Origin of the sequence: Halogeometricum sp. S1BR25-6 (assembly GCF_031624495.1) — an archaeon.
Taxonomy (GTDB): Archaea; Halobacteriota; Halobacteria; order Halobacteriales; family Haloferacaceae; genus Halogeometricum; species Halogeometricum salsisoli.
In genome coordinates this window covers 1,366,441-1,390,100 of the sequence record NZ_JAMQOP010000001.1, presented here as the reverse complement: position 1 = coordinate 1,390,100, position 23,660 = coordinate 1,366,441, and the positions used below count along the sequence as shown (strand labels likewise).

Sequence of the window (23,660 nt, the reverse complement as noted above, 5' to 3'; positions counted from 1 at the left end):
GTAGGACTCTAAGACGGAGTCGAAGAACGCGCGGACCTGTCGGGTCTGCGCGCCGAATCCGTCCTCAGTGCCGGTGCTCGCCTCGGCCACCGTTAGATCCTCGCCATGTCGAACGGGAGTCCCTCAGCGCCGTCGCGCTGGAACGACTCGATGAGTTCGTTCACCTCGTGGTAGCCGGTGATGTTCTCCTGGATGGCCCGGCGGACGATTTCGGCGCGGTACTCGATGTCGTCGTATATCTTCCGCGTGTCGTCGTAGCCGAGGAGCGTCGCGATCTTCTCCTCCATGATGAAGGAGTTGTTGCGGCCCTGAAAGACGATCTCGTCCTCGACGGGGTCCCAGTAGAACGCCTCGCGGGTGACGACGCCGCCCATCTCCTTCGAGTAGCCCTCTATCTCCTGAACGCTCGTCACGCGCCGGAGCGTGTCGTTACCGCGCTTGACCCGGTTTTGAAACAGCGCGATGTCACAGTTCGACATGAACGTCTCGGGGACGTTGATGGGGTCGCCGGTGAACCGCTGGATCATCGAGACGATGTCGCTCGCGTGGAACGTCAGCATCACGGGATGACCCGTCTGGGCCGCCTGGAACGCCATGCGCCCTTCCTCCCCGCGCACCTCCCCCACGATGATGTAGTCGGGGCGGGAACGCAGGGCGGCCGCGACGAGGTCGAACATATCCACCTCGGAGTCGGCGCCGCGCCCCTCGCGCGTGAGGAGCTGCTGCCACGTGTCGTGCGGCGGGAGCACCTCCGCGGTGTCTTCTGCGGTATAAATCTTCGAGTCCTGCGGAATAAAGGAGAGGATGGCGTTCAGCGTCGTCGTCTTCCCGGACGCCGTCTCGCCGACGACGAAGATGGTCCGCTCGTTCTCCAGCGCCATCCAGAGGTACGCACACAGGTCCGGCGAGAGCGTCCCCCACTTGGCGATCTGGAACACCGAGAGGGGAACGTCGTCGCCCTGACGGATGGTGAGGCTCGACCCTTTCAGCGACACGTCGTCGGAGTAGATGATGTTGATACGAGAGCCGTCCGGGAGCGTCGAGTCGACGATGGGGTGGGCGTCGGAGACGGGGTCGCCGATGCGTTCGCCCATGTTCCGGAGCCAGTTGTCGAACTGCGCCTTCGAGTCGAACTCGACGGTCGTCTCCAGGAGACCGTAGACGCCGTGGTCGACGTCGACTTGGTTCGGCCCGATGACGTGAATGTCCTCGTTCGCCGGGTCGCGCATGATGGGTTCGAGCGGTCCGAGACCGACGATGTCGCGCACGAGGCGGTACTGTATCTTCTCGTACGTCTCCTCGGACACCTGGAGCGGACCGATGTCCAACCGCTGGATGAGTTCGTGGACCCGCCCCTTCTGAGCGCCCTCCAGCATGACGATTTCCTCCAGCAGTTCCTGGATGCGGTCCTCGTACTCCACGTCGGCCTCGGGGGCGGGTTTGGAGACGGAGCGTTCGAGCAGTTTGTCCTTCACCCGGTCGAATATCTCCCGCTCGGCCTCGTCGAGTTCGGGTTCGATGGCGTAGTACTTCGTCGTCTCCCCGAAGTTGCCGTACACCTGCGCGTAGATGGGGCCGCCGAGGTGGTAGATGACGTTCGGCCGGCGGGACTCGTACTCGCCGGAGGCCTCCTCGACCAGCATCGGGAACTCGCCCGTAATCTGCCGGAACCGCTTGAGGTGCTCGCGCAGGTGGCCCCACCGCATCGCGTGCTGTTTCAGGTCGTCCGAGAGCTTCGCGGAGCCGTGTTCGGTCGCCATCAGGCCACGCTCCTCGACTCGATGACGATGCCGATTCCGGACCGGACCGAGAAGCCGATGCGGTCGCCGACCTGTTCGCCCATCCCCGCGAACCGCTTGACGAAGACGTTCCGCCGCACGTCGTTACCCACCTCGACCATCTCCAACTTGAGGTAGACGTCGGCGATGGAGCGGAACGGACCGATGGCGTCCTCGTCGACCGTCGAGGGGTCGACGGTGAGGATGATGGTCTTGTTCTTCGTCGTCAGTTCGCGGAAAAAGGAGATGATCTCCAGGGCGGCCTGTCGCTCCTCGTTCTGGCGGACGAGCGCCTCGAACTGCGGGTCGTTGCGCAGGATGGCGTCGAACGTGTCGATGATGGTCACGTCCGCCTCCCAGAGCGTCTCCGCCTCCATCAGCCGCCGGAGGAGCTGTTTGCGCTCGGAGGCCGCGCCGCCGGTGAGGGCGCCGGAGGCGTCTATCTCGGCGGGGATGAACAGCACCTCCTCGTCGAGCAGCGGTTTGACCATGTCGTACGACAGCGAGTTCATCTGGTCGAGGAACCCGCGGACGCCCAACTCCGTGGAGATGAGCGAGGTGACGATGTCCTCCTGACTGAAGCCGTAGGTGAACCGCTGGGAGAGGACGCTCTTTCCGGCGCCGTAGTCGCCCTCGATGAGGACGATGGCGCCGCGGGGAATTCCCCCACCGAGTTCCTTCTGGAGGCGGTCGTGCTGTTGCAATCCGAGTGAGAATTGATTCGATTTCATTTATGTGTTGAAGTGGAACGTCTCTTCGTCGCCGTCGACGACGAACGTCGCGCGGTGGTCGCCGGCGTCGAGATTCAGGTCGCCGACGACGACTTCGACCACCCCGTGCGGCCCCCACGCCGACTCGCCGTCCGCGACGGTGACGGTGACGTTCGTTCGGTACCGCGCGTCGACGATGACGTCGAACGTCTGGCCCGTCGCCGGGAGCGACCGGGTCCCGGTGTTTTTCACGTACAGCGTGAGCGTCCCGTTGGTCGCGTCGTAGACGTTCGGTTCGGGTGCGCTGAGTATCTCCACGTCGGTGCGGATGTTGTTCGACACGTCCGCTCCCCTGTCGTCGAGAGCGCTGCTGATGTCGGTCACCGTGTTGATGAGGACGCCCGAGACGCCCGCGGCGATGACGAGACTGGCGATGAACAGGATGAGCGTCGGCGCGGAGACGTCGGCCATTCAGCCCACCACCGTCGCGTTGGTGTCGCTGACGCCGTACCCGGTGACGACCTTGACGTCGGTCGGCTGCTCGTCGCTCAGGAACTGGAGTTCGAGCGTCTGTCCGGGCGCCCAGACGTCGGTTCCGTCGTCGCCGTCGACCGCTTCGACGTCGAATCCGGTCGGCTCGACGTACTCGTTGTTCAGGAGCACCGACGATTCGTTCACCGAGAGCGTCGTCGCGCCGGTGTTCTCTATCCGGAGATTCACCGTGTAGCCGTCGGACTCGTTGCCCGCGTAGGTGGCGTCGGTGATGTCGATATCCGTGTTCCGCTGTTCGAGCAACCGCTCGCCGTCCGCGTGCTTCGCGTCGGTGAGTTGCTCTGCACTCCCCGCCGCAGCGGTGTACAGCGTCCCGGTGCAGACGAGCACGCCGAGGAAGATGATGGCGGCCGAACCGCTAACGCCGAAGCCCACGGGTCCCTCCTCGGTGCGACAGCGCCTCGAGCAGACGCGCCTCGGCGACGTCGCCGGCGAGGCGACTGACGTACGTGAGGCTCTCTTTGTGGTGTTCGACGCGCAGGTCCTGCGGTTCCTCCGCCGTCGTCGCCGAGGCGGCGTTGCGGACGTGCGCGTTCATCTGCCGTTCGACGGGACGGGAGATCCACTCCTGTTCGCGGTACTGGCGGAGCGCGCGGGCGGCGCCGATGGCGCCGCCGACGGAGACGAGAAACTGCGTCCACTCCAGCGCCACCGACTCGGCGACGTAACTCGCCGGGAGGGTCGCGAGGTAGACATCCGCGTCCGTGTCTGCGGCCGCATCGGCATCCGTATCCGCGGCGGCGTCCTCGCTCGCGTCGCCCGCCGACCGGTCGGCCGGCGCGGCGGTCGCCTCGGCGTCCTCGGCCGCCGGTTCGGAGTCGGTCTCGGCGAACTCGAACGGCCCGGCGTCCGCGTCGGACTCTGCGTCCGGTTCCCCGATGTCGTCGACCGTCTCCGCTTCCGACTCGTCCTCGTCTTCGGTCTCGTCCTCGTTCTCTTCGCCGAGAATCTCCTCGGTCGTCGGAACGTCGTCGTCCCCGACCGCCAGGTCGTCGGCGTCGAGCGGTTCGTCGTCGACCGCTTCTTCGTCCCAGCCGTCGTCCTCCTCGTACTCGGCTTTCAGGTCGTCGAAGCTCGATCCGCCGGCGGCGGATTCCGCGTCGTCCTCAACCATGGGGTCCTCCTCGCCGAGTATCTCGGAGGGGTCGTCCCGTTCGTTCCCGGCGAGTTCGTCCTCGGCGGCCAACTCGGCCTCCTCGGCCGCCTCGTCGGCGCCGAGTTCGCCGAAGTCCTCGTCGAAGAAGCTCTCGGCGTCCGCGCTGGCGACGTCGGGGTCGAGGTGCTCTTCTTTCTCCTCTTCGGCCTCGAACAGGCCGAACGAGCCGCCGCCCTCCAGACCGCCCATCTCGCGGGCGTCGTCGACGAACGGGTTGATGCCGCGGGTGACCATCTCGTAGATGTCGAGCAGTTTCCGGATGGTGTCGTCGAGTTCCTCGACGGTCTCGCCGATCTGTTTGTTCTCCTCGCGAACGGTGTTCATCCCGGAGGACGTCGCGCTGACCTCGTTTTCGAGGTCGGAGACGCGGTCTTCGAGGTCGGCGACGGCTTCCGAGTCGACGGCGCCGCCGCCGCTGAATTCGTCGTACTCCTCGTCCTCGTCGTCGAACCCCGCCAAGTCGTCTCCGAAGTCGCCGAAGTCGTCTCCGAAGTCCTCGAGGTCCTCGTCGAAGCCGAGGCCGTCGGTGGCGAGGCCCGTGCCCTCCTCAACCGAACGCGTCTCCTCGTCCTCCCCGTGTATCCAGTCGGTCATTCCCATCCGACTCGCCTCCGTTGCGTGCGACGAGCCGTTTCGACCCTCGGGCCGTCCGACGGCGACGAACGGCCCTCACACCGACGTCGCGTCGACTCCCGGCCGGACGGGTACTCCGACGTCGGGGAAACAGGTAGCATTGACTCAGATGAACAGTCATCGGTACAAGAATGTTCCCACCAAATTATCAGTGGTGATACGATATTTCGAGGCGCCGTCGCCGTCCCGTGGGGTACATCGAGCGTGTGAGAAGAATTATCCGGGTGGAACCCCGATGAGCGAACCGATAGTCTACACGGAGTCATCATCTATGCCAGAGCTCGTCAAAACCGGAGTCGAAGGCCTCGACTCCATCCTCAACGGCGGCATCGTACGGAACGCCGCGGTACTCATCAGCGGCAACCCCGGAACGGGAAAGAGTATCCTCGGTCTCCAGTATCTCTACAACGGCGTCGACAAGTACGACGAGGGGGGAATCTACCTCACCTTCGAGGAAACCGAAGACGACATCCGCGAAGCCGCGGAGTCCATCGGCTTCGACCGGTGGTCGGAGTACGTCGAGGAGGGAAAGATCAAGGTGTACGACAAGCGCGCCCTCCTGCGGGACGGCGACTTCTCCTCCACGCTCGACCGCATCCTCGGCGACCTGCAGGACACCTCCTACGACCGACTCGTTCTCGACTCGCTGACGATGTTCCAACTGTTCTTCGAAGAGGAGAAAGAGCAGCGACAGTACCTCCTAAAGTTCATCGACATCCTGAAGGACAGCGGACTGACATCGCTTCTGACCACCGAGCAGTCGGCCATCTTCCCCGAGACCGAAATCGGACTGGAGAACTTCCTCACCGACGGGAACATCTATCTGATTCAAAGCCCCGCCGGCGCGACGAGTAACCGGTACGTCTGGGTGGCGAAGATGCGAAAGCAGTCCATCAAGAACTCGATGTTTCCCCTCGAAATCGACGAGGGCGGTATTCAGATCTACGAGCAGGCCGCCGGTTTCTCGATGGTCGGCGAGTCGCCGCCGTGGTTCGGCGAAGAAGGCGACTTAGAGTAGACGGCTCCGTTTTTCGCGTTCGTCTGTAGAGTCTGTTCTCACGCTCCGGTAGCGCTATCGCTCGACAGTCGAGTTCGCGGAGAAATGAAAGGTGGCCGAAAGGCGGTGCGAGAGACTGTCGAACTTAGAGTTCGACCGGGTCGCCCGTGTCCTTACCGGCGAGTTGCTGAGGCATCGTCAGGATGACTTGCGTCGTCCCGCCCGTGCGGCTCGTGATTTCGAGGGTGACCTTCTCGCCCGTGGTGAGACCGTTGCTGATAGCCGCACCGTTGGTGTCGGTCTCGATATCCGCGGTGTCGAGCGTGACCTCGTAGCGGTCGTTCATGCTGTTGAGCACGCCGAACGAGCCGTCGTCGTCAGTGATCTTCGTGAGACCGAATTCGTCGGCGTCGGCGACTTCTACCGCATCAGTCTCCGTCGATTCTACGGTCTGGTTTGTCAACGTCTGAACGGTCTTCGCGCTCAGGTACTTGATCGACGTCTCGTTCATGTCGACGCTACTGGACCCCGCCGCGAGGCGGACCGTCATGTTGATTCCCTGAATGTTGCTGTTGTCGCCGACGACACCGTGCGTGTTCAGCACTTCGACGCGGTTCGTGACCTTGTTGACGCTCTGCTCCCCGGCGTCCTCTGCGGTCGCTTGAAGGAACCCGGCCGTGTTCACGAGAACCCCGGCGGCGATCGCCGCGACGAGGACCATCGCGATGAACACGATGAGCGTACCGATACCGACCTGACCGCGGTCTTCTTCGTTGAATATGTTGTTGAACATTGAACTTACTCCTTAGAGGGCGATGGGGTCGTTGTCGTCCTTGCCCGCGAGCTGCTGGGGCATGGTCAGGATAACCTGGCTGGAACCGCCGGAACGGCTCGTGATTTCGAGCTTCACGGAATCGCCGGTACCGACGCCTGCGCCATTCGCCTCGACGACGGACGTGTTGATGATGAGTTCGTAGCGGTCGCCCTGGTTGCTGAGGACGGGGAACGAGGTGTCGTCGCCGTCTTCGAGCGCGTAGGCGGTGAACTCGTTCGAGCTCAGGCTATTACTGCTGACGTCGCCGAGCTGCGTTCCGTCGGCGTCCGTCGTCGCGTTCTTGTAGACAAGGTTCCGCGCAGTATCGTCGCTCAGGTACTTAATCGTCGTATCTTCGAGAGAGACGCTGCCGGACCCTGCCGCGAGACGAACCGTCAGGTTCAGACTGTCGACGGCGAGATCGCCGCCGGAATCGTTCACGATACCGTGCGTGCTGACGACGTCGAGACGGTTCGTGACCTTGTCGACGCTCTGTGTTCCTGCATCCTGCGCGGTGGCCTGCAAGAAGCCCGCCGTGTTCACGAGGACGCCCGCTGCGATCGCAGCAACGAGGACCATCGCGATGAACACGATGAGCGTACCGATACCGACCTGACCGCGGTCGGCTTCAAATTTTTCGAACATGTGTTTGTGTATCTCCAGTTCGGCCCCCCACCCCCGTGCCGGAGGTGACGACCTACGACCCAGACAATCAGGGATGGCTACATAATCCTACGGTCCCGATTATCTCAGATGAGAACAGTACCGAGCAGCGGGACGTCCGGTCTTCCCTCGCGCACGCGCACGGTTAACAGATCGTTAACGGCTCGAAGAAGAATGGAGAGGAGGAGCGACGAGAACGTGTGAAACGGGCGGACTAATCCTGCGCGATCTTCCGCCAGACGTCGTCGAGTTTGTTCTTCACTTCGGGGCGCTCGGTCACTTGGACGTTGCACTCCTGTCCGTCGAACTCGATGACGATTTCGTCGACCTCGCGCCGGTAGACGTTCGTTCGTCGGTGTTCGTCCGAGAGGACCCTGTCGTGGAGTTCGAGGAGGCCCGCGGCCGTGAGTTCCTCGATGCGCCGATAGCACGTCGCGATCGGAATGTCGAGCATGTTACTGAACTCCTGTGCGGAGTGCGGTTCGTCCGCGGCGCGTAAGATATCGGGGTTGTATTCGTTGCCGAGCGCTGCGAGGGTCCTGTCAGACTCCATAGACGGAGATATCTCTGTCGTGAGTTGATGTGAATGTGTTGGTTATCCTAATGAGATAACGGACGAGCAGTCGTCGATTAATCCGCTCGTAAGATACTCAGCGGCGTGGCGCTCGCTCGCGTCAATGCGGACTCGAAATCGCCGATGGGCTTAATAGTTCGCCGAGGCCACCACGGAGCATGACGTCCGACGACCCTCCAGACGAAGCGTCCTCCCGTCGAGACGGCGAGGGTGTCGTCGGACCGAGAGAGTTGGACTACACGGGGAGCGACCGGGTCGCTGACCTCGGGGGCGGGCGCTTCGTCGTCGCCACCGATCAGGACGGTACCCCGACGGTCGACGCCGAGGAGGCGACCGAAGACGACCGCACCGTGGAGGAACGCGGAACGTTCGCCGCACAGCAGGCGAGCAGGTACGTCTCCGACCGGGACGCCGCCTACGGCTTCTCGCTCACGGCCGCGTTCGACGGCTCCGTCGAGCACCGAGAGCACTTCTCCGACGACGTCGCCGCGGCGTTCGGAGACATCGCGGCGTGGTACGCCGAACAGGTGGACACCGACGCGTCGGACGCCGAGGTGTTGGGCATCCTCCTCCTCGCCTCGAACACGGAGGTGACGTTTCCGACCAAAGTGCTGGCACCCGTGCTCCGCGACCACGGGTTGACGCCCGACGACTCCATCGCGGACCTCATCGAGGCGCTGGCCGGCGAGGGACTCCAACTTCCTCCGTCCGAGCGGGACTGATATCGCGACTCCGGTTCGGTCGCCGTCCCCTCAACGACCTGTCGTATCATCGTTGATAATGAGGGGGAAGGGTTTATAGTTAGATTCCCGGAAGGAGGGGCATGGCAAGCACCGTACTGGTCGTGGACGACTCAGCGTTTATGCGAAACCTGCTGAAGCAACTGCTCGACGGCGAACACGAGGTCGTCGGCGAGGCGGAGAACGGCGTCGAAGCGGTCGAGAAGTACCGCGAACTCTCCCCCGACGTGGTCACGATGGACGTCGTGATGCCCATCCGGAACGGCATCGAGGCGACGACGGAGATCAAATCGCTGGACGCGAATGCCTCCGTCATCATGTGCACGTCCGTCGGACAGGAAGAGAAGATGCGCGAGGCCGTCGAGGCCGGCGCGGACGGGTACATCACGAAGCCGTTCCAGAAGCCCAACGTCCTCCAGGCGATAGACGACGTGGTGAGCGTCGAGGCATGAATCTCGACGTCCAGTCGCTGCGCACGTTCAGCCGTCTCGCTCACTCGGGAGCGGAGCGAGCGGCCGGGTCGCTCTCGCAGCTCACCGGCGTCGAGACGTTCGTCAAGGTGACGAAGATAGAAGTCAGCACCCGCTCGGACGTCGAGCGCGAGTTCCGCGAGCAAGACCTCGTGACGGTCCACATCGGATTCAACGGCGGCATCGACGGGCGAATCATCCTCGCGTTCGACCGGGAGGAGGCGGTTCAACTCGTCGACGCTCTCGTCCCCGGCGCCGCCGACCATCCCGGCGGGGAGATGGCGACGAGCGGGTTGAAAGAGCTCGGAAACATCATGCTCGGCGGCTTCCTCGACGGCTGGGCCGACTACCTCGATACCTCCATCGACATCACGACGCCGACGTTCGTCGACATTCAGACGGAGGGGGCGCTCGAAGACATCACCGGCGACTCCGGGTTCAGGATGGCGACGGGGAAGGACCACGTCCTCGCGTTCCGGAACCAACTCGACACCGACGACCAGCAGGTCGGCTTCCACATCTACATGCTGCCGACCCACGACTCCATCGAGACCATCTCGAACGTCGCGGGCGACGGAGGCGTCGGGAGCGTCCCCATCGAGACGTTCACGTCGTTCTCCGGGATGATCTCCGACGGAGCCGAACAGGCCTCCGACGACCTGACGGCGATGACCGGCATGGAGTCGGTCGTCGAGGTCAGCCGGCTCAGTTTCGTCCCCATCGAGGCGGTGCCGATGCAACTCACGGACGCGACGCGGAAGGGCGTCGTCTTGGAGTTCATGGGCACGCCGTCGGGCTACATCGCCATCCTGTTCGACGAGGCGTCGGCCGACAGCGTGGCCGACGCGCTCATGCCCGGAATGGAGGCGGACGCGGCGATGCAGCAGAGCGCTATCCAGGAGATAGGTAACATCGTCACGTCGGGGTTCATCGACGGCTGGGCGAACGCCCTGGAGACCACCATCGATATCTCCCCGCCGACGTACGTCGACGACATCGGTTCGGCCATCATCGACCCCTTGGCGACCGAACTCGCCCAAGAGCAGGAGTACGCCTTCCTCATCGACTCCGCGATTCGGACCGCGAACGACGAGTTCACCTGCGACATCTACGCGCTCCCGAACGAGGCGGAACTCCGCGAGGCGTTGGACAGACTGGCCGCGGGAGCACAGTCGGCGCGGTGAGCCCCTCGAACCCCGGTCTCACTCCTCCGGACACACCACGATGAAAGTATACACGAGCACCACCACGACCGCACCCGCCGCGCAGGCCGAGCGAGAGCGCACGAAGGTCGGAATCGCCGACTACGCCGTCGCGTCCGACGACGCCACCCTGACCACGAGCGGTCTCGGGTCGTGCGTCGGAATCGCCGTCTACGACCCGGAGTCCGCTGTCGCGGGGTTGGCGCACGCGATGCTGCCCTCCGCCGACGGAAGCGACACCGAGGCGAAGTACGTCGATACCGTCGTTCCGGCGCTCGTCCGAGCGATGGTCGAGGCGGGGGCGGAGCCGCGTCGGATGTGGGCCAAACTCGCCGGCGGGAGCACGATGTTCGAGTTCTCCTCCGCCGACGGCAGCATCGGCGACCGGAACGTCGCCGCGGCTAGGGAAGCGCTCGCGTGCCAGGGCATCCGCGTCGTCGCCGAGGACGTGGGCGGCGACCACGGCCGGTCGCTCGAACTCGCTGCCTCCACCGGCGCCTTCCGCGTTCGGAGCGCACACGTCGGCGAAACGACGCTCTGAGCGCCCGTGCACGCTCCGCGTCGAACTCGCCTCGAACGCTGAGCGTCGACTCCGGCGGCGAATCGACGGTTCGGTTCCGACGCCGGCGACCGGCGGGAGACGCACCGTTCGAGGTGGACCCCGCCGACGAGTGAACGCGGCGACCGTCCGATACATTATCCGAACTGATATTCTCGGGGGCAAGTTTATCAATCGTCCGTGGCTGTTCTCCGACGACACGCCCCCGTTCTCTGACACGGACGGAGTCGGCCGCACGACGCCGTACCGCGCCGTTGCGCGTGCGAGGTGAGGATATGAAGATAGATCCCGACAACTACGACTTACGCGAACTCCGACGCATCGCCGACGAACGACGCAGCGACCGAAACGGCACCGACGACGGCGAGCGTCGACGAGGCCGCAACGGCGGCCGACCGTCCCGCGAGGAGGCCCGGCGTCCGCGCGACCGGCCGAACCGGGACAGGGACGACGACGGGTTCGACCACCGAGACGGCCGCGACCGGTACGACGACGACCGCGGGTACGACGACGCCGGCCGATACGATGACCACGACGGACACGACGACTACGGCGCCGACCGGCGCGGCCGCCCGCGCCGGGGCGACGGCCTCCGCCGTCCCTACGAGGGGTACGGCGACCACGCCCGGGCGCACGACCAAGTCCGGCACGCCGACCTCCTCGCCGACCGCTACGGTCTCGGCGGTGGACGGCGGAGCGGCGGCGACCGAGGGTACGACGAACTCGGCTACGAGCGCAGCGCCGGGGGCAGGTACGACTTCGAGGAGGTCGGCAAGTTCCGCTTCGACCAACCGGTGCGCGACCGCCCCCGCGGCCGCGCCGGCGAGGCCCTCCGCGACAACCAACTCGAACAGCTACTCATCCACGAGACGGCGGCCGCCGGCGGGTCTCTGGAGAAGCCCTACCTCTCGGACGTGCCGAAGGAGTACGCCGCCGAACGCGTCGTCTTCGACTGGCTCGAATTCCTGGTCCTGAAGGGCGGCTTCAAGCGAACGATGGACGCCCTCCGCTACTACTACGCCGTCGAGTGGATCACCGAGGAGGTGGAGACGGAACTGCACGACTACCTCATCGGATTCTCAGGTAACGTCTCTGACACGTCAGAGTTCGACGTCGACGACCACCACCTCAGTCTCCTCTACGTCGCGCAACTCGCCTCGATGGCCGGCGGAGTCGACGAAGAACCGACGATTCGGCCCGCCGGCGTTCGGCGTCGCTGACTGTCCCACTTCCTTTCTTATCTCTTGTACTGACCAGTCGCATTTCGGACAAGACTTTTATCCTAGTTACGCTACGGAGGGGTATGGTGGAGGATGGAACTGACAAAGACGCATCGTTCGACGACGAAAACGGCCCGACGCCCGTCGGGGTCAAACTGGGGAGCACGCGGACCGTACTCCAGTTTTACGACGACGATAACGAACTGAAGACGGTTCGGACGCTCACCTGCCTCGCGACGTACGAGGACCCGATAACCGGCGACGAACGCGTCCTGTACGGGGAGCAGGCCGCACAGGAGTACCCGGACAGAGTGGAGTACATGCTCCGCTCCGGGTTACCGGAGGACGACGAGGGGGCCGCCTTAGCCCAGAAGTTCTTTACCGAACTCGTGAACACGAACGGCCTCGACGCCGACAGCGCCGTGGTCTACGCGATTCCGACCATCGACAACGAACCCGGTCTGAAGAACCTCAACAGCGTTATCGAGGAGAGCCCCGTGGGGGGCGCCTTAGTCCGGAGTTTCCCCGAGTCGCTCTGCGGAGCGATTCCCGCCTTCGGCGACGAGTTGGAGGCCATCGACAGCGTGTTCGTCGCCGTCAACATGGGGTCGACCAACCTCGAAGCGTCGGCGTACCGACACGGCGAACAGCTCTCGCCGTTCGTCTCCGGCGCCGTCACCGGCAACGAGGTGGACCGCCGCATCGCCAACGCCGTCGAGGAGGAGACGCAGGGGCGGGTCAACGTCGACCTGACGACGGCCCGCGAGTACAAAGAGGAGCACGCCGACTTCGACGACTTCGAGGCGTTCACCGACGTCATCCAGCAACCCGGCGGTGGCTCTCACGAGTTCACCATCGAGCGCTCCGTGATGGAACCGCTGGACGACTACCTCGACGACGCCGTCGACGAGGTGGCGAACAACTTCCTCGCGGAGTTGGCGAACGACCACATGAAGCCCTACCAACTCGCCCTCTCGAAGCCCATCGTCCTCACCGGCGGGATGGCGTGCATCCCCGGCATCGTCGAGGAGTTCGAGACGCGCCTCTCGGAGGAACTGAACCGCGACGTCGAGGCCACCTCGGCGGACCGGCCGGACCTCGCACCCGCCGAGGGCGCCCGGCGCATCGCCGAGCGACTGACGAAGTGACCGGTTAAGGCTCTTCTTCTCTGAACGCCCGGACCGCCTCGCGGTCCGGAAGCGCAGTCATCGCGCCCGGCGCGGTGGTCGTCACCGCGGCCACCGCGTTGGCGAACGTCAGCGCCTCCGAGAGCGACTCTCCCCCGACGAGCGCCGCGACCATCCCGGCGGTGAAGGCGTCGCCCGCGCCCGTGGTGTCCACGGGGTCCACGTCGTAGCCGCCGTGCGAGACGACCGATACCTCGTCGGCGCCCGCCGCCGCGTCCCCGTCTCTCCACGGCGACGCTTCGGTCGTCGCGGCGAGCGACCCCTCGCTGCCGAGCGTCAGGAACACCGTGTGCGGGCCTGAATCGGTGATGTCGCGGGCGATATCGGCGGGGTCGCCCTCGTAGTCGAGTTCCGCGAGGTCCTCCGGCGTCGCCTTCACCACGTCCGCGAGGCCGAACGCCGTCGCCACCGAGTCGCCGTAGTCGAACTCGTCCCACAGTTCGGGGCGGGCGTTGGGGTCGAACGACACCGTGACGCCGGCGTCGCGGGCGCGGCGCATCAAATCCAGCGTCGCCTCCCGAGAGGGTTCGTCCGTCAGCGTCACGCCGCCGACGTGGACCCACTCGGCCGCTTCGAGCGTCGCGTCGGGGACGCCGCCGACTTCCATCCGGGTGTCGGCGGTCCGGTCGCGGTAGAACGAGAACCCCCGGTCGGCCTCCTCACCGAGGGCGACGAACGCGAGCGACGTCTTCGCCTCGGCGTCGCGTTCGACCAACTCGGTGTCGAGGCCCGCCTCGGCCAGCGTCTCGACGAGGAAGTCGCCGAACGGGTCGTCGCCGACCCGCGTCGAGAACGCCGGCGTCTCGTCCAGATGCGAGAGGCCGACGGCGACGTTCGCCGGGGCGCCGCCGGGACGCCGGGTGAACGACTCCACGTCTCGGAGCGAGCCCTCGCGGTCCGGGAGGAAGTCGATGAGCGTCTCGCCGGCGACGACGACGCGGGGCGCGTCGCCGTCGTTCGCGGTGGTATCGGTGTTTCCGGTCATGGCCCGTCGTACGGCGAGCGGGTAGTTGAAACCACCTCACCGCGCCGCGGGTGCGGACGCGGGCACCGGGAAGCCGCGCGTTGAAGTCGGTCGCCCCCGTCCGAGTCGGTATGCCAACCGACCCGCGGGACCCCCTCGAAGCGTTCGACGACGCCGTCCTCGGCCGCGTCGCGCGCGACTCCGGCGTTGACGCGGCCCGACTCCGCCGCGTCGTCGCAGCGCACCAGCGCGGCGTCCGGGCGCTGCCCGGCGTGGACGACATCGTCTACGAGTGGCGGCGGACGCTGCCGTCCGACCCCCTCGCGAAACGCGGCGAGGAGGCGTACTTCCTCGCCGTCGAACCGACCGTGTGGTCGGAGTTCATCGCGGCCCTCGACGCCACCGACGAAGAGGGCGACGCCCTGCGCGCCGTCCACCGCGAGCAGTTCGCGGTGTCGCTGGGCGCGGACGCCGTCCCCGATACGGACGGAGACGGGAGCGCCGTCCCCCTCGTCCTGACCCGTCCCTGACCGCCGTCGTCGGCTCCGAACACCCCTCGCGAGACGAGTTTAACCGCCCGATGAGCCGGCGAAAGCGGTAGTTACGGTCTCCTGGTCGCCCGTCACACCGTCCATAACGATACCGGAGGGAGGGACACGAGGGGTATGGACGACAGCGAGCCTCTCACCCCCGATGAACTGGACTTCCGCCGCGACCCGAGCGTGACCGCCCTCAGCGACGGTCGGTACGTCGTCGCCACCGCCCGCGACGCCGCCACGACGGCGGGAGACCGGACCCGGCGGGGACGGCGCGAGACTCGAACTCTCGCACAAACGGACGACCAACAGCGGTCGGCCGACTCGACGGCGACGGAAACGGAGGCGGAGAGCGAGGCGGGCGGGTCGGAAGAGAAGGAGAAGGAGAAGGAGGAGCGACCGGACTACTTCGTCAGCCTCGCCGCGCGCACGGACGAGGGAACGTTCGAGACGCGCGTCGCGGACGACGACATCGGCGCCGTCTGCGCCGCGATGCTGCGGTGGTACGCGCGCCGCGTCGCCCCCGAGGACGACCCGGCGGAGGTGCTGTCCGTGCTGCTCGCGCGCTCTGAGTTCTCGTTCACAGCCCCAACTGCCGACCGATGACGAGATGTTGTATCTCGCTGGTGCCCTCGCCGATTTCCATCAGTTTCGCGTCGCGGTAGAACCGCTGGGGGGCGAAGTCCTCGGTGTAGCCGTAGCCGCCGAGCACCTGCACCGCGTCCTCGGCTACCTCGCGGGCCGCCTCGGAGGCGTCGAGTTTCGCCAGCGCCGACTCCGTCGTGACGCTCTCGCCGGCGTCGTAGCGCGTCGCCGCCTTGTGCGTCAGGAGGCGCGCGCGTTCGGTCTTCCGGTGCATGTCGACCAGTTTGTCGCGGATGGCGTCGAACTTCGAGATGGGTTTGCCGAACTGCTCCCTGTCGCCGGCGTACGTCTTCGCCGCCTCGTAGGCGCCCTGCGCGAGTCCGGTCGACAGCGCCGCGATGGAGATGCGCCCGCCCTCCAAGGTTTCCATCGTCTGCGCCCAGCCCTCGCCCTCCTCGCCGAGGAGGCGGTCCTCGGGAAGTCGGACGTCGTTGAGGGCGAGTTCGCACGTCGGCGAACTGTTCAGCCCCATCTTCTCCCACACCGTCGTCACCTCGAAGCCGTCGTCGTTCCGCGGGTCGACGATGAACGTGGAGATGCCGTCGTACCCCTCCCCAGGGTCGGTGACGGCCTTTACGAGGACGGAGCCGGCGACGTTGGCGTTCGTGATGAACTGCTTGGTGCCGTTCAACACCCACTCGTCGCCCTCCTTCTCGGCCGTCGTGTCCATGTCGCTGGCGTCGGACCCCGACCCGGGTTCGGTCAGCGCCCACGCGCCGAGATGCTCGCCCGCCGCGAGGGGGCGGAGCCAGCGTTCCTTCTGCTCTTCGGTGCCGAACATCTCGATGGGTTTCGAGCCGAGGCTGACGTGCGCCGCGTAGGAGAGACCGACGCCGCCGGAGACGCGCCCGAGTTCCTCGGTGACCAAGGCGTACGTGAGTTGGTCGCCGCCGAGTCCGCCGTACTCCTCGGAGACGGGGACGCCGAGCATGTCGAGGCCCGCCAGGTCCTCGAACACCTCCTCGGGGAAGCGGTGCTCGTCCTCTATCTCCTGTGCGATGGGCGAAATCTCCTCCTCGCAGAACTCCCGGACGGTGTCGCGAATCATCCGGTGCTCGGAGGGCAACTCGAAGTCCATACGGACGAGTTCCCCCGTCGGCGCAATAAACCAATCGAACGACCGTGATGAATCCGTTCTCGTGGCGTGAGAACGGCCGCCGCCGCTTTGAGACCGGACGGAGAAGAGTCGAGTATGTACGAACGCATCCTCGTTCCGACCGACGGCAGCGACCCGGCCGACGGGGCAGTCGAGCACGCACTGGACCTCGCGAGCACGTACGGCGCGGAGATTCACCTCCTCTACGTCGTCGACATCCGGTCGGCCGGACAGGGCGAGTGGGCGTTGGACGCCGAAGTCGTCTTCGAGGCGGGGCGCGGTCACGGCGAGGCCGTCGTCGACGAGGTGGCCGACCACGTACGTTCGAAGGACGTAGCCGTGACGACGGCGGTCAGAACCGGTGTTCCGGCCGAGGAGATACACGACTACGCCGACGAGGAGGGCTGTGACCTCGTCGTGATGGGGACGCACGGTCGAACCGGACTCGACCGCTATCTCCTCGGGAGCGTCACGGAGAAAGTCGTCCGGCAGTCGGACGTGCCCGTGTTGACCGTCCGGACCGCGTCGTCTGATTGAGTCCGCCGCCGGGCGGGAATCGGACAGGACAGTTATACCCCCGCGCTCTTTACTCAGTTTCATGGAACTCCGCCGCCTCGTCCGGGGGCGCGTGGATTGGCCCCGACTGGAGGCGGTCGTCCGCGAACTCCGAAATCGCTACGGACGCGAGGAACTGCACGTGCGCTTCCTCGAAGCCGACAACTGGCTCTCCACCCCCATGGTCGTCGACGACGAGTGGTTCGTCAAGGTCGTCTCGAAACAGAACTCGCTGGTCCACGCCCTGTTCACCACCGGGCGCAACCTCGGCGCGTTCTCCTCGGGCACCGAGGGCTTCTTCGAGCACTTCGGGACGCCCCTGGAGATGGCCGAGCACGAACTGGAGGCGACCCGCCGGATGCGCGAAATCGGGCTGAACGCCCCCGAACCCGTCGAGGCGTTCGAGGTGGACGGACTGGGCGTCCTCGTCCTGGAGTATCTCCCCCACTTCCAGTCGCTGGACCGACTGGACCGCAAACGGGAGGAGCAACTCGCGCCGGCCGTCTTCCAGGCGTTGCACACGATGCACGAGCACGGACTCGCGCACGGCGACCTGCGCGCCGAGAACGTCCTCATCGTCGACGACGACGTCTACTTCATCGACGCGACGAACGTGAGCGACGAGGGCGCCGAGGACTCGCGGTCGTACGACCTCGCGTGCGCGCTGGCCGCGATGGAACCGCTCATCGGCGCGAAGGCGACAGTCGACGCGGCGCTCGAATCGCACACGACGGAGCACCTGCTCGCGGCCCTCGATTTCCTCGATTTCGTCAACATCCGCCCGGACCACGACTTCGACGCCGCGGCGCTGAAGGGCGTCATCGGTCAGCGCGCGACGTAGCTGTCGCCCATTCGACGGGGTCTTCGAATCGAAACGGAAAGAGAAAAACCGCGTTACCGGCCGGTGAGGTGCTCTTCGAGGAGTTCAGCGTTCCGAACGTTCGACTTCCAGAAGATGTCGAAGATATCCCCGAGGACGGGGATGGAGCCGACGCCGAGGTCGACGGCGATGTTGAACAGCATCTTCTTGATGATACCGCTGTCCGCGCCGGCCCGAACCGCCTCGCCGACGGTGTACAGCGAGACGGCGGCGGTCACGATGTCGCCCGAGACGGGGACGAGACCGATGAGGGAGTCGAGACCGATACCCTTGTTCGTACCCGGAATCGTAACGGCGTCGTCCATGAGGTCCGCGAGGAGTCGAACGCGGCGGAGCGCGCCTTCCTCCTCCGGAGAGAGTCCTGATTCTGACACACCCCGAGATACCCCGCCGAGACGGGTGACTCTGGTGGCCGTATACTCACGTCCGCGCGGCTTCGATTGTCGCCCGACGTCGTCCTCCTGGTGGGTCTGCGTCCCCTCGTCGTCGGTCGGCGCATCGTTCCTGAACGACCATTCTTTTTACGCGGGGCTGTCTGGGACGTGATATGGCTACCCACGCATCGAACGGCGACGGCGTCGCCCTCCCCGACGCGGTTCCGCTGGACGTCCGGTGTCTGACCCGCCTGAGTTGGGAATTGGGCTCCCGCGTCGTCGACGACGAGGAATCGTCCCGTGAGAGCGAGTGGACGCACGTGGACGCGCCCTGGCGACTCTCCGTCTTCCACGTGACGAACCACACGGACGTCCTGCGCGTCCGCACGCCGGTCGGTCGGGAGCGGTTCTACGGGGCCGTCGAAACGGACCTCCGCGAGGCGCTTCCCGGCCTCGAAGCGTCGGCGCAGTGGCGGCGGTGCGGATAACCCCGACCGACGGCGTACATGGTCGGGTCGACCTCTAAGGGACCCCATACCGCACCAACGAAGTATGCTGCCACCCGTCGCGGACAACTTCGTCGCCGGAGAGGATGCCGAGACGATGCTCGACTACGTCGCGGAGACGAACAGGGAGGGCATCGCCGGTATCGCGAACCTCCTCGGCGAGCACTACGACGAGCGACCCGCCGCGGCCGCGGACACGGAGGCGTACCTCGAACTCGCCGAGCGAATCGACGAACGCGGTCTCGACTGCTGCGTCTCGGTGAAGCCCTCACAGGTCGGGTTGGACGTCGGCGACGACGTGTTCCGGCGCAACCTCGGCCGCATCGTCGAGCACGCGGCCGACCGCGGCGTCTTCGTCTGGGTCGACATGGAGGACCACGAGACCACGGACGCGACGCTCGACGCCTTCGAGGAGAACGCCCGCGAGTACGGAGACGTGGGCGTCTGCGTGCAGGCGAACCTGAGGCGCACCGGCGAGGACTTGGAGCGACTCGCCGACGTGCCCGGGAAGGTCCGCCTCGTGAAGGGCGCCTACGACGAACCGAAGGAGGTGGCCTACCGCGAGAAGTCGACGGTGGACGAGAAGTACCGCGAGTACATCGAGTTCGCCTTTCGGGAGTTCGACGACGGCGTCGCCGTCGGCAGCCACGACGTCGGGATGATAAATCACGCCGTCGACTGCCACCGCGAGTACGGAACGCCGTTCGAGGTGCAGATGCTGATGGGCGTCCGCGAGAACGTCCAGCGACGGCTCGTCGGGTCGGTTCCGGTCTACCGGTACGTCCCCTACGGGCCGAAGTGGGTCTCCTACTTCGCGCGCCGGGTGCGCGAGCGAAAGGAGAACGCCCTGTTCGCGCTCCGGGCCGTCCTCGGCTGAGCCGCAGTCGTCCGCTTCCCGTTCGCTCTGCCTCGTCCCGCCCGTTCTCGCCGCTTCGCCCTCAGGCGTCCTCTTCGTCCGGGTCGAGCAGTTTCGACTCGGCCTTCCGCAGGTGTTCGAGCAGCGTCGTCTTCGAGACGCCCGCCTCCGCGGCGAGTTCGCGCGTCGAGACGCCGCGCGGCCACTGGTAGTAGCCTCGCTCCCGCGCGAGTTCGAACACCTCCCGCTGGGTCGGTGTCAGCGTCCCGAGTCGGCGCGTTCGCTCCGAGTCGACCGTCTCCGAGGAGGCGATGCGCTCGACGGTTATCTCCGCGCCGGACGCCTCGCGGACGGCGTCCAGCGCCGTTCCCACCTCGCCGCGTTCGCCGGTGAAACAGACGTCCCAGTACTCCGTGCCGTCCTCGATACGCGTCGGGGCGCTGTGGACGAACCCGTGTTCGAGCAGCGTCGGACAGATCATCTCCCGCGGGTCGTACTCCAAGAAGAACTCGCGGGCGACCTGACCGGGAGCGACCCGCGCGGCCGTCCGCCCGAACCGCTCCTGTAGCTCTCTGACCTCGCCGCCGTACTCGGAGCCCTGAATCTCGTCGAGAAGCGCCTCCACCTCTCCCGCGGAGTCGCCGTAGGCGGTGAACAGTCCGTTCACCGCGCTCGTCTCGGTCCCCGTCTCGGGAGCGTGGTAGATGGCGTGCGCGAGGATGCCCCCGGGACGTTTACTGGTCGACTCTATCGCCCAGCACCGAGGGTGCCAGAGGTCGAGCGTCAGACGCGTCCCCGTCTGCGTTGCTCCGCGTGCGCTCATATACCACGCTCTCGCGCTACCGGGTGATATATCGTTCGCTGTTCCCGCCGGTCTCGACGGTCGCGCGCCGTCCATGGGAGGGACGCCGATTATTAAGTGACGTTCGAGACTACTTCCTGTATGGCGAATCACGACGAAGTCTACCGACACTACATCGACGGCGAGTGGACCGACGGGACCGGCGAGGAGACGTTCGAGTCGGAGAACCCGGCGACCGGGGAGTCGCTGGGCGAGTTCCGACGGGGCACGCCGGACGACGTGGACGCGGCGCTCGCGGCCGCGACGGAGGCCGAAGACGAGTGGCAGGCGCTCTCGCACATCGACCGCGCGGAGTACCTCTGGGATATCTACCACGAACTGAAAGAGCGCCACCAGGAGTTGGGCGAGGTCGTCACGAAGGAGTGCGGCAAGGAGATAAGCGAGGGGAAGGCCGACGTCACCGAGGCGTGGCACATGGTCGAGTGGGCCGCCGGCGACGCCCGCCACCCGAAGGGCGACGTGGTGCCCTCCGAGATTCCCGCGAAGGACGCCTACATGCGCCGGAAGCCCCGCGGCGTCGTCGGGTGCGTCACGCCGTGGAACTTCCCGGTCGCCATCCCCTTCTGGCACATGGCCGTCAGCCTCGTCGAGGGTAACACCGTCGTCTGGAAACCTGCCGAGCAGACGCCGTGGTGCGGGCAGATCATCGCCGAGATGTTCGAGGACGCGGGCATCCCCGACGGCGTGTTCAACATGGTGCAGGGCTTCGGCGACACCGGCGAGGCCATCGTCGACGACGACCGCGTCGACACCGTCCTCTTCACCGGGTCCGCGGAGGTCGGACAGGAGATAGCCTCGAAGGTCGGCGGCCAACCCGGCAAACTCGCCGCCTGCGAGATGGGCGGGAAGAACAACATCGTCGTCACCGAGGAGGCCGACCTCGACGTCGCCGTCCACTCGGCGGTCATGTCGTCGTTCAAGACGACCGGGCAGCGCTGCGTCTCCTCGGAGCGACTCGTCGTCCACGAGGACGTCTACGACGAGTTCAAAGAGCGATTCGTCGAGAACGCGAAGAACGTCTCCGTCGGCGACCCCCTCGACGAGGAGACGTTCATGGGACCGCTCATCGAGGAGGGTCACAAGGAGAAGGTGACCAAGTACAACGAACTCGCCGAACGCGAGGACGTGAACGTGCTGGTCGACCGGACGGAACTCGACGACGACGAGATTCCCGAGGGCCACGAGGGCGGCCACTGGGTCGGCCCGTTCGTCTACGAGGCCGACGCACACGAGAACCTCCGCTGCACGCACGAGGAAGTGTTCGGCCCCCACGTCGCCCTCCTGAAGTACTCGGGCGATATCGAGGAGGCCGTCGACATCCACAACGACACCGACTACGGCCTCGCCGGGGCCATCATCTCCGAGAACTACCGGCAGATCAACTACTTCCGCGACAACGCCGAAATCGGTCTCGCCTACGGTAACCTCCCCTGTATCGGCGCGGAGGTACATCTCCCGTTCGGCGGCGTGAAGAAGTCGGGTAACGGCTACCCCAGCGCTCGCGAAGTCATCGAGGCCGTCACCGAGCGGACGGCGTGGACGCTGAACAACTCGAAGGACATCCAGATGGCACAAGGACTCTCGGCGGACATCAAGACCCGCGAGGACTGATCGGAACCGAACCGCGGTCCGCTTCCGCTCTTCTTTTCGTTCCCGTTCCGGACGGTCGCGTGGTTCGAGAGCGTGAAGTACGAACCGCGTGCGCGGCGTTTCCTCACGCCGCGCGGTACGGTTCTAGGCGCGCGGTTGAAGCGGCGCCGTGATGCGGTCGGCCCCCGCCGGGTTCGAGGGCGTGCCCGCGTGACGCCGCAAGCGCGTCGATGCCGTAGCGGACCCCGTTCACTACGGCCGTGGTGCGGCGGGTCGTGCCGACTAGACGAGAAAAGCGTCTGTACGTCGGCAATATCCGCTATGAGTGGCTAGTGGATAAAGCCTCCGGGTGATGCGAAGACGCAGCACACCGCCAGAGGGCCGGCCGGTGGACGGGTACCTGACGGTGCACTGGAGTGGTCGGGCGGATGGTCCCGCGGGAGCGAGAGACGCGAGACCGGACGCGAAACCGAGGAAGGAGAGTGAGTGAGACGTGACGTGGACGGTCAGGCCGTCGACTCCAGATCCGCTCGGAGCGCCGCCTCCAAGTTATCGAGTTCGCGGTCGAGGTTGCGCTTGAAGAAGCTCTCGACGCCGGGGAGTTTGCCGTCGACGACGAACTCGTTGCGGAGTCGACTGCCCGTCTCCGTCTTCTCGATGGTGTGCTCGCCGGTGACGCGCATCACCTTCGAGGTGCCGACGAAGCGGACGAACCGCGGCGGGTCGCGTTCGACGTCCTCCGTCTCGACGGTCGCCGTCGACCGCACGAGGGGGATGGGAAGCGACACCTCCCACGTCGCCTCGTTGGTCTCGGGGTCGACGTCGTAGCTCTCGACGACGCTGATGGCCTCCGCGCGTCGCCCGGGGTCCGCGATGAACTCCCAGACTGCCTCCGGCGGGGCGTCGAACTCGAACGCTCTGCTGACGCGGACGGTCATGTACCTCGGCTACGGGAGGGGAGTAAAAAAGCCACCCGACCTAGCCGACGGTGACGCGCCACGTCGTCGACCGGGCGCGCCCCCACTTTTCTATCTCCACGTCCTCGGATTTTTCCGCGAGTCGAGGGAGACGCGAACCGACCTGTTTGGCGGAGAGGCCGATAGCCTCGGCGATGTTCTTCGCCCGGAAGTATCGCTCGCCCGCGCCGACGCTCTCGCGCAGGTAGGCGATGATCCGCTGTTCTTCGTCGGTGTACTCACTCATTTTCACCGGTGGTAAGGGAGTTCGGCTCTTAACGGTTTTCGTCAGACATTAGTCAAATTTTCGAGGAGTCACCAGAACGCCTGCGCGCCGACGACGGCGAGACAAGCGGCGATGATGGCGACGGCGAACGAGAGCGCGGTCGTAAGTTGGTCGCCCGCGGCGACCATCCAGGCGGCGGCCATTATCGTGAGAACGGAGAACAGCACCGCGAAGCCGATTCCCTTGTCCGACTGAATGTCCTGCGTCTGCATATCTCGGAGTTCGGTGGCTCCGACTTAGTTCATTCGACACCCGCCGGCACGCCGAGCGAGGAGCCGTCTGTCGTCACAGACAGATAC

Annotated in this window: 29 protein-coding genes; 14 read left to right on the top strand and 15 right to left on the bottom strand. The window is 65.7% G+C overall.

Annotated elements, in window-relative coordinates; genetic code table 11:
• Positions 1-92: 92 nt before the first annotated feature.
• Genes NDI76_RS07290 through NDI76_RS07270 form a run of 5 tightly spaced genes read right to left on the bottom strand, consistent with a single transcriptional unit; the run spans position 93 to position 4,796 of the window.
• Positions 93-1,760, bottom strand: coding sequence for a type II/IV secretion system ATPase subunit (locus NDI76_RS07290; protein WP_310923340.1), 1,668 nt, complete (start codon positions 1,758-1,760; stop codon positions 93-95).
• Positions 1,760-2,509: an archaellum protein ArlH gene (gene arlH / locus NDI76_RS07285; RefSeq protein WP_310923339.1), complete on the bottom strand. Its 750-nt coding sequence runs from the start codon at positions 2,507-2,509 to the stop codon at positions 1,760-1,762. The genes NDI76_RS07290 and arlH overlap by 1 nt, the downstream gene beginning before the upstream one ends.
• A complete protein-coding gene (arlG, locus tag NDI76_RS07280) occupies positions 2,510-2,959 on the bottom strand; it encodes an archaellum stator protein ArlG (RefSeq protein ID WP_310923338.1) in 450 nt (149 codons plus the stop codon).
• Positions 2,960-3,415, bottom strand: a complete 456-nt coding sequence (gene arlF / locus NDI76_RS07275; RefSeq protein ID WP_310923337.1) for an archaellum stator protein ArlF — start codon at positions 3,413-3,415, stop codon at positions 2,960-2,962.
• Entirely contained in the window at positions 3,399-4,796 is a 1,398-nt protein-coding gene (locus NDI76_RS07270; RefSeq protein WP_310923336.1) for a FlaD/FlaE family flagellar protein, read from the bottom strand. Before NDI76_RS07270 ends, arlF begins: the two co-directional genes overlap by 17 nt.
• Positions 4,797-5,100: 304 nt before the next feature.
• On the opposite strand from NDI76_RS07270, the gene NDI76_RS07265 reads away from it, so the two are divergent.
• Positions 5,101-5,847 carry an RAD55 family ATPase gene (locus NDI76_RS07265; RefSeq protein ID WP_310923335.1) on the top strand — a complete coding sequence of 249 codons (747 nt, stop codon included), beginning with the start codon at positions 5,101-5,103 and terminating at the stop codon, positions 5,845-5,847.
• Between the two features lie 124 nt (positions 5,848-5,971).
• On the opposite strand, the gene NDI76_RS07260 is transcribed toward NDI76_RS07265, so the two are convergent.
• The 3 genes from NDI76_RS07260 to NDI76_RS07250 form a co-directional block, all read right to left on the bottom strand.
• On the bottom strand, positions 5,972-6,619 hold the full coding sequence (locus NDI76_RS07260) for an archaellin/type IV pilin N-terminal domain-containing protein (protein WP_310923334.1): 648 nt from the start codon (positions 6,617-6,619) through the stop codon (positions 5,972-5,974).
• Between the two features lie 12 nt (positions 6,620-6,631).
• On the bottom strand, positions 6,632-7,285 hold the full coding sequence (locus NDI76_RS07255; protein WP_310923333.1) for an archaellin/type IV pilin N-terminal domain-containing protein: 654 nt from the start codon (positions 7,283-7,285) through the stop codon (positions 6,632-6,634).
• Positions 7,286-7,517: 232 nt separating this feature from the next.
• Entirely contained in the window at positions 7,518-7,856 is a 339-nt protein-coding gene (locus tag NDI76_RS07250) for an ArsR/SmtB family transcription factor (RefSeq protein ID WP_310923332.1), read from the bottom strand.
• 179 nt (positions 7,857-8,035) lie between these two features.
• On the opposite strand from NDI76_RS07250, the gene NDI76_RS07245 reads away from it, so the two are divergent.
• From NDI76_RS07245 to NDI76_RS07220, 6 genes are all read left to right on the top strand, one after another.
• Complete coding sequence (locus NDI76_RS07245; protein WP_310923331.1) at positions 8,036-8,599, top strand: DUF7500 family protein; 564 nt, start codon at positions 8,036-8,038, stop codon at positions 8,597-8,599.
• 101 nt (positions 8,600-8,700) lie between these two features.
• The gene (cheY, locus tag NDI76_RS07240) at positions 8,701-9,069 is read left to right on the top strand and encodes a chemotaxis protein CheY (RefSeq protein WP_310923330.1); all 369 of its coding nucleotides are present in this window, start codon (positions 8,701-8,703) and stop codon (positions 9,067-9,069) included.
• The gene (locus tag NDI76_RS07235; RefSeq protein WP_310923329.1) at positions 9,066-10,271 is read left to right on the top strand and encodes a chemotaxis protein CheC; all 1,206 of its coding nucleotides are present in this window, start codon (positions 9,066-9,068) and stop codon (positions 10,269-10,271) included. The genes cheY and NDI76_RS07235 overlap by 4 nt, the downstream gene beginning before the upstream one ends.
• Positions 10,272-10,311: 40 nt before the next feature.
• A complete protein-coding gene (locus NDI76_RS07230; RefSeq protein ID WP_310923328.1) occupies positions 10,312-10,830 on the top strand; it encodes a chemotaxis protein CheD in 519 nt (172 codons plus the stop codon).
• 293 nt (positions 10,831-11,123) lie between these two features.
• Complete coding sequence (locus NDI76_RS07225; protein ID WP_310923327.1) at positions 11,124-12,068, top strand: FlaD/FlaE family flagellar protein; 945 nt, start codon at positions 11,124-11,126, stop codon at positions 12,066-12,068.
• An 83-nt stretch (positions 12,069-12,151) separates the two neighbouring features.
• Positions 12,152-13,216, top strand: coding sequence for an actin-like salactin (locus tag NDI76_RS07220; RefSeq protein WP_310923326.1), 1,065 nt, complete (start codon positions 12,152-12,154; stop codon positions 13,214-13,216).
• 4 nt (positions 13,217-13,220) lie between these two features.
• On the opposite strand, the gene NDI76_RS07215 is transcribed toward NDI76_RS07220, so the two are convergent.
• Positions 13,221-14,240, bottom strand: a complete 1,020-nt coding sequence (locus NDI76_RS07215) for a carbohydrate kinase family protein (protein WP_310923325.1) — start codon at positions 14,238-14,240, stop codon at positions 13,221-13,223.
• A gap of 110 nt (positions 14,241-14,350) precedes the next feature.
• Between NDI76_RS07215 and NDI76_RS07210 the strand changes: the two genes are divergently transcribed.
• Both NDI76_RS07210 and NDI76_RS07205 read left to right on the top strand, forming a co-directional pair.
• Positions 14,351-14,749 (top strand): DUF8048 family protein, encoded by a 399-nt coding sequence (locus NDI76_RS07210; protein WP_310923324.1) that lies wholly within the window; start codon positions 14,351-14,353, stop codon positions 14,747-14,749.
• 135 nt (positions 14,750-14,884) lie between these two features.
• On the top strand, positions 14,885-15,361 hold the full coding sequence (locus tag NDI76_RS07205) for a DUF7500 family protein (protein WP_310923323.1): 477 nt from the start codon (positions 14,885-14,887) through the stop codon (positions 15,359-15,361).
• Here the strand turns inward: NDI76_RS07205 and NDI76_RS07200 are convergent.
• Positions 15,336-16,478 carry an acyl-CoA dehydrogenase family protein gene (locus tag NDI76_RS07200; protein WP_310923322.1) on the bottom strand — a complete coding sequence of 381 codons (1,143 nt, stop codon included), beginning with the start codon at positions 16,476-16,478 and terminating at the stop codon, positions 15,336-15,338. The two genes, NDI76_RS07205 and NDI76_RS07200, sit on opposite strands and share 26 nt — an antisense overlap.
• 114 nt (positions 16,479-16,592) lie before the next feature.
• Here NDI76_RS07200 and NDI76_RS07195 point away from each other — a divergent pair, with 114 nt between their 5' ends.
• Positions 16,593-17,033, top strand: coding sequence for a universal stress protein (locus NDI76_RS07195; RefSeq protein WP_310923321.1), 441 nt, complete (start codon positions 16,593-16,595; stop codon positions 17,031-17,033).
• A 61-nt stretch (positions 17,034-17,094) separates the two neighbouring features.
• Entirely contained in the window at positions 17,095-17,892 is a 798-nt protein-coding gene (locus NDI76_RS07190; protein WP_310923320.1) for an RIO1 family regulatory kinase/ATPase domain-containing protein, read from the top strand.
• Positions 17,893-17,945: 53 nt separating this feature from the next.
• Here NDI76_RS07190 and NDI76_RS07185 read toward each other — a convergent pair whose 3' ends face one another.
• Positions 17,946-18,305, bottom strand: coding sequence for a DUF4112 domain-containing protein (locus tag NDI76_RS07185; protein WP_310923319.1), 360 nt, complete (start codon positions 18,303-18,305; stop codon positions 17,946-17,948).
• Positions 18,306-18,478: 173 nt separating this feature from the next.
• Here NDI76_RS07185 and NDI76_RS07180 point away from each other — a divergent pair, with 173 nt between their 5' ends.
• Both NDI76_RS07180 and NDI76_RS07175 read left to right on the top strand, forming a co-directional pair.
• The gene (locus NDI76_RS07180) at positions 18,479-18,793 is read left to right on the top strand and encodes a hypothetical protein (protein ID WP_310923318.1); all 315 of its coding nucleotides are present in this window, start codon (positions 18,479-18,481) and stop codon (positions 18,791-18,793) included.
• 64 nt (positions 18,794-18,857) lie between these two features.
• On the top strand, positions 18,858-19,688 hold the full coding sequence (locus NDI76_RS07175) for a proline dehydrogenase family protein (protein ID WP_310923317.1): 831 nt from the start codon (positions 18,858-18,860) through the stop codon (positions 19,686-19,688).
• Between the two features lie 61 nt (positions 19,689-19,749).
• On the opposite strand, the gene NDI76_RS07170 is transcribed toward NDI76_RS07175, so the two are convergent.
• Positions 19,750-20,490 (bottom strand): helix-turn-helix domain-containing protein, encoded by a 741-nt coding sequence (locus NDI76_RS07170; RefSeq protein ID WP_310923316.1) that lies wholly within the window; start codon positions 20,488-20,490, stop codon positions 19,750-19,752.
• Between the two features lie 120 nt (positions 20,491-20,610).
• Here NDI76_RS07170 and NDI76_RS07165 point away from each other — a divergent pair, with 120 nt between their 5' ends.
• Positions 20,611-22,140: an aldehyde dehydrogenase family protein gene (locus NDI76_RS07165; RefSeq protein WP_310923315.1), complete on the top strand. Its 1,530-nt coding sequence runs from the start codon at positions 20,611-20,613 to the stop codon at positions 22,138-22,140.
• Positions 22,141-22,625: 485 nt separating this feature from the next.
• On the opposite strand, the gene NDI76_RS07160 is transcribed toward NDI76_RS07165, so the two are convergent.
• The 3 genes from NDI76_RS07160 to NDI76_RS07150 all read right to left on the bottom strand — a co-directional run bounded on the left by NDI76_RS07160 (position 22,626) and on the right by NDI76_RS07150 (position 23,573).
• Positions 22,626-23,057 carry an SRPBCC family protein gene (locus NDI76_RS07160; RefSeq protein ID WP_310923314.1) on the bottom strand — a complete coding sequence of 144 codons (432 nt, stop codon included), beginning with the start codon at positions 23,055-23,057 and terminating at the stop codon, positions 22,626-22,628.
• A gap of 40 nt (positions 23,058-23,097) precedes the next feature.
• Positions 23,098-23,322 (bottom strand): DUF7123 family protein, encoded by a 225-nt coding sequence (locus tag NDI76_RS07155; RefSeq protein WP_310923313.1) that lies wholly within the window; start codon positions 23,320-23,322, stop codon positions 23,098-23,100.
• Between the two features lie 68 nt (positions 23,323-23,390).
• Entirely contained in the window at positions 23,391-23,573 is a 183-nt protein-coding gene (locus NDI76_RS07150; RefSeq protein WP_310923312.1) for a DUF7525 family protein, read from the bottom strand.
• Between the last annotated feature and the right edge of the window lie 87 nt (positions 23,574-23,660).

Excerpts from the sequence above, each read along its gene's own strand:
- NDI76_RS07160 (WP_310923314.1), bottom strand. The coding sequence starts at position 23,057 with ATGACCGTCCGCGTCAGCAGAGCGTTCGAGTTCGACGCCCCGCCGGAG.
- NDI76_RS07200 (WP_310923322.1), bottom strand. The coding sequence starts at position 16,478 with ATGGACTTCGAGTTGCCCTCCGAGCACCGGATGATTCGCGACACCGTC.
- NDI76_RS07265 (WP_310923335.1), top strand. The coding sequence starts at position 5,101 with ATGCCAGAGCTCGTCAAAACCGGAGTCGAAGGCCTCGACTCCATCCTC.
- cheY (WP_310923330.1), top strand. The coding sequence starts at position 8,701 with ATGGCAAGCACCGTACTGGTCGTGGACGACTCAGCGTTTATGCGAAAC.
- NDI76_RS07180 (WP_310923318.1), top strand. The coding sequence starts at position 18,479 with ATGGCTACCCACGCATCGAACGGCGACGGCGTCGCCCTCCCCGACGCG.
- NDI76_RS07290 (WP_310923340.1), bottom strand. The coding sequence starts at position 1,760 with ATGGCGACCGAACACGGCTCCGCGAAGCTCTCGGACGACCTGAAACAG.
- NDI76_RS07210 (WP_310923324.1), top strand. The coding sequence starts at position 14,351 with ATGCCAACCGACCCGCGGGACCCCCTCGAAGCGTTCGACGACGCCGTC.
- NDI76_RS07220 (WP_310923326.1), top strand. The coding sequence starts at position 12,152 with ATGGTGGAGGATGGAACTGACAAAGACGCATCGTTCGACGACGAAAAC.
- NDI76_RS07175 (WP_310923317.1), top strand. The coding sequence starts at position 18,858 with ATGCTGCCACCCGTCGCGGACAACTTCGTCGCCGGAGAGGATGCCGAG.
- NDI76_RS07260 (WP_310923334.1), bottom strand. The coding sequence starts at position 6,619 with ATGTTCAACAACATATTCAACGAAGAAGACCGCGGTCAGGTCGGTATC.
- NDI76_RS07170 (WP_310923316.1), bottom strand. The coding sequence starts at position 20,490 with ATGAGCGCACGCGGAGCAACGCAGACGGGGACGCGTCTGACGCTCGAC.
- NDI76_RS07195 (WP_310923321.1), top strand. The coding sequence starts at position 16,593 with ATGTACGAACGCATCCTCGTTCCGACCGACGGCAGCGACCCGGCCGAC.
- NDI76_RS07155 (WP_310923313.1), bottom strand. The coding sequence starts at position 23,322 with ATGAGTGAGTACACCGACGAAGAACAGCGGATCATCGCCTACCTGCGC.
- NDI76_RS07245 (WP_310923331.1), top strand. The coding sequence starts at position 8,036 with ATGACGTCCGACGACCCTCCAGACGAAGCGTCCTCCCGTCGAGACGGC.
- NDI76_RS07165 (WP_310923315.1), top strand. The coding sequence starts at position 20,611 with ATGGCGAATCACGACGAAGTCTACCGACACTACATCGACGGCGAGTGG.
- NDI76_RS07150 (WP_310923312.1), bottom strand. The coding sequence starts at position 23,573 with ATGCAGACGCAGGACATTCAGTCGGACAAGGGAATCGGCTTCGCGGTG.
- NDI76_RS07215 (WP_310923325.1), bottom strand. The coding sequence starts at position 14,240 with ATGACCGGAAACACCGATACCACCGCGAACGACGGCGACGCGCCCCGC.
- NDI76_RS07205 (WP_310923323.1), top strand. The coding sequence starts at position 14,885 with ATGGACGACAGCGAGCCTCTCACCCCCGATGAACTGGACTTCCGCCGC.
- NDI76_RS07255 (WP_310923333.1), bottom strand. The coding sequence starts at position 7,285 with ATGTTCGAAAAATTTGAAGCCGACCGCGGTCAGGTCGGTATCGGTACG.
- arlH (WP_310923339.1), bottom strand. The coding sequence starts at position 2,509 with ATGAAATCGAATCAATTCTCACTCGGATTGCAACAGCACGACCGCCTC.
- arlG (WP_310923338.1), bottom strand. The coding sequence starts at position 2,959 with ATGGCCGACGTCTCCGCGCCGACGCTCATCCTGTTCATCGCCAGTCTC.
- NDI76_RS07250 (WP_310923332.1), bottom strand. The coding sequence starts at position 7,856 with ATGGAGTCTGACAGGACCCTCGCAGCGCTCGGCAACGAATACAACCCC.
- NDI76_RS07225 (WP_310923327.1), top strand. The coding sequence starts at position 11,124 with ATGAAGATAGATCCCGACAACTACGACTTACGCGAACTCCGACGCATC.
- NDI76_RS07190 (WP_310923320.1), top strand. The coding sequence starts at position 17,095 with ATGGAACTCCGCCGCCTCGTCCGGGGGCGCGTGGATTGGCCCCGACTG.
- NDI76_RS07235 (WP_310923329.1), top strand. The coding sequence starts at position 9,066 with ATGAATCTCGACGTCCAGTCGCTGCGCACGTTCAGCCGTCTCGCTCAC.
- NDI76_RS07270 (WP_310923336.1), bottom strand. The coding sequence starts at position 4,796 with ATGGGAATGACCGACTGGATACACGGGGAGGACGAGGAGACGCGTTCG.
- NDI76_RS07230 (WP_310923328.1), top strand. The coding sequence starts at position 10,312 with ATGAAAGTATACACGAGCACCACCACGACCGCACCCGCCGCGCAGGCC.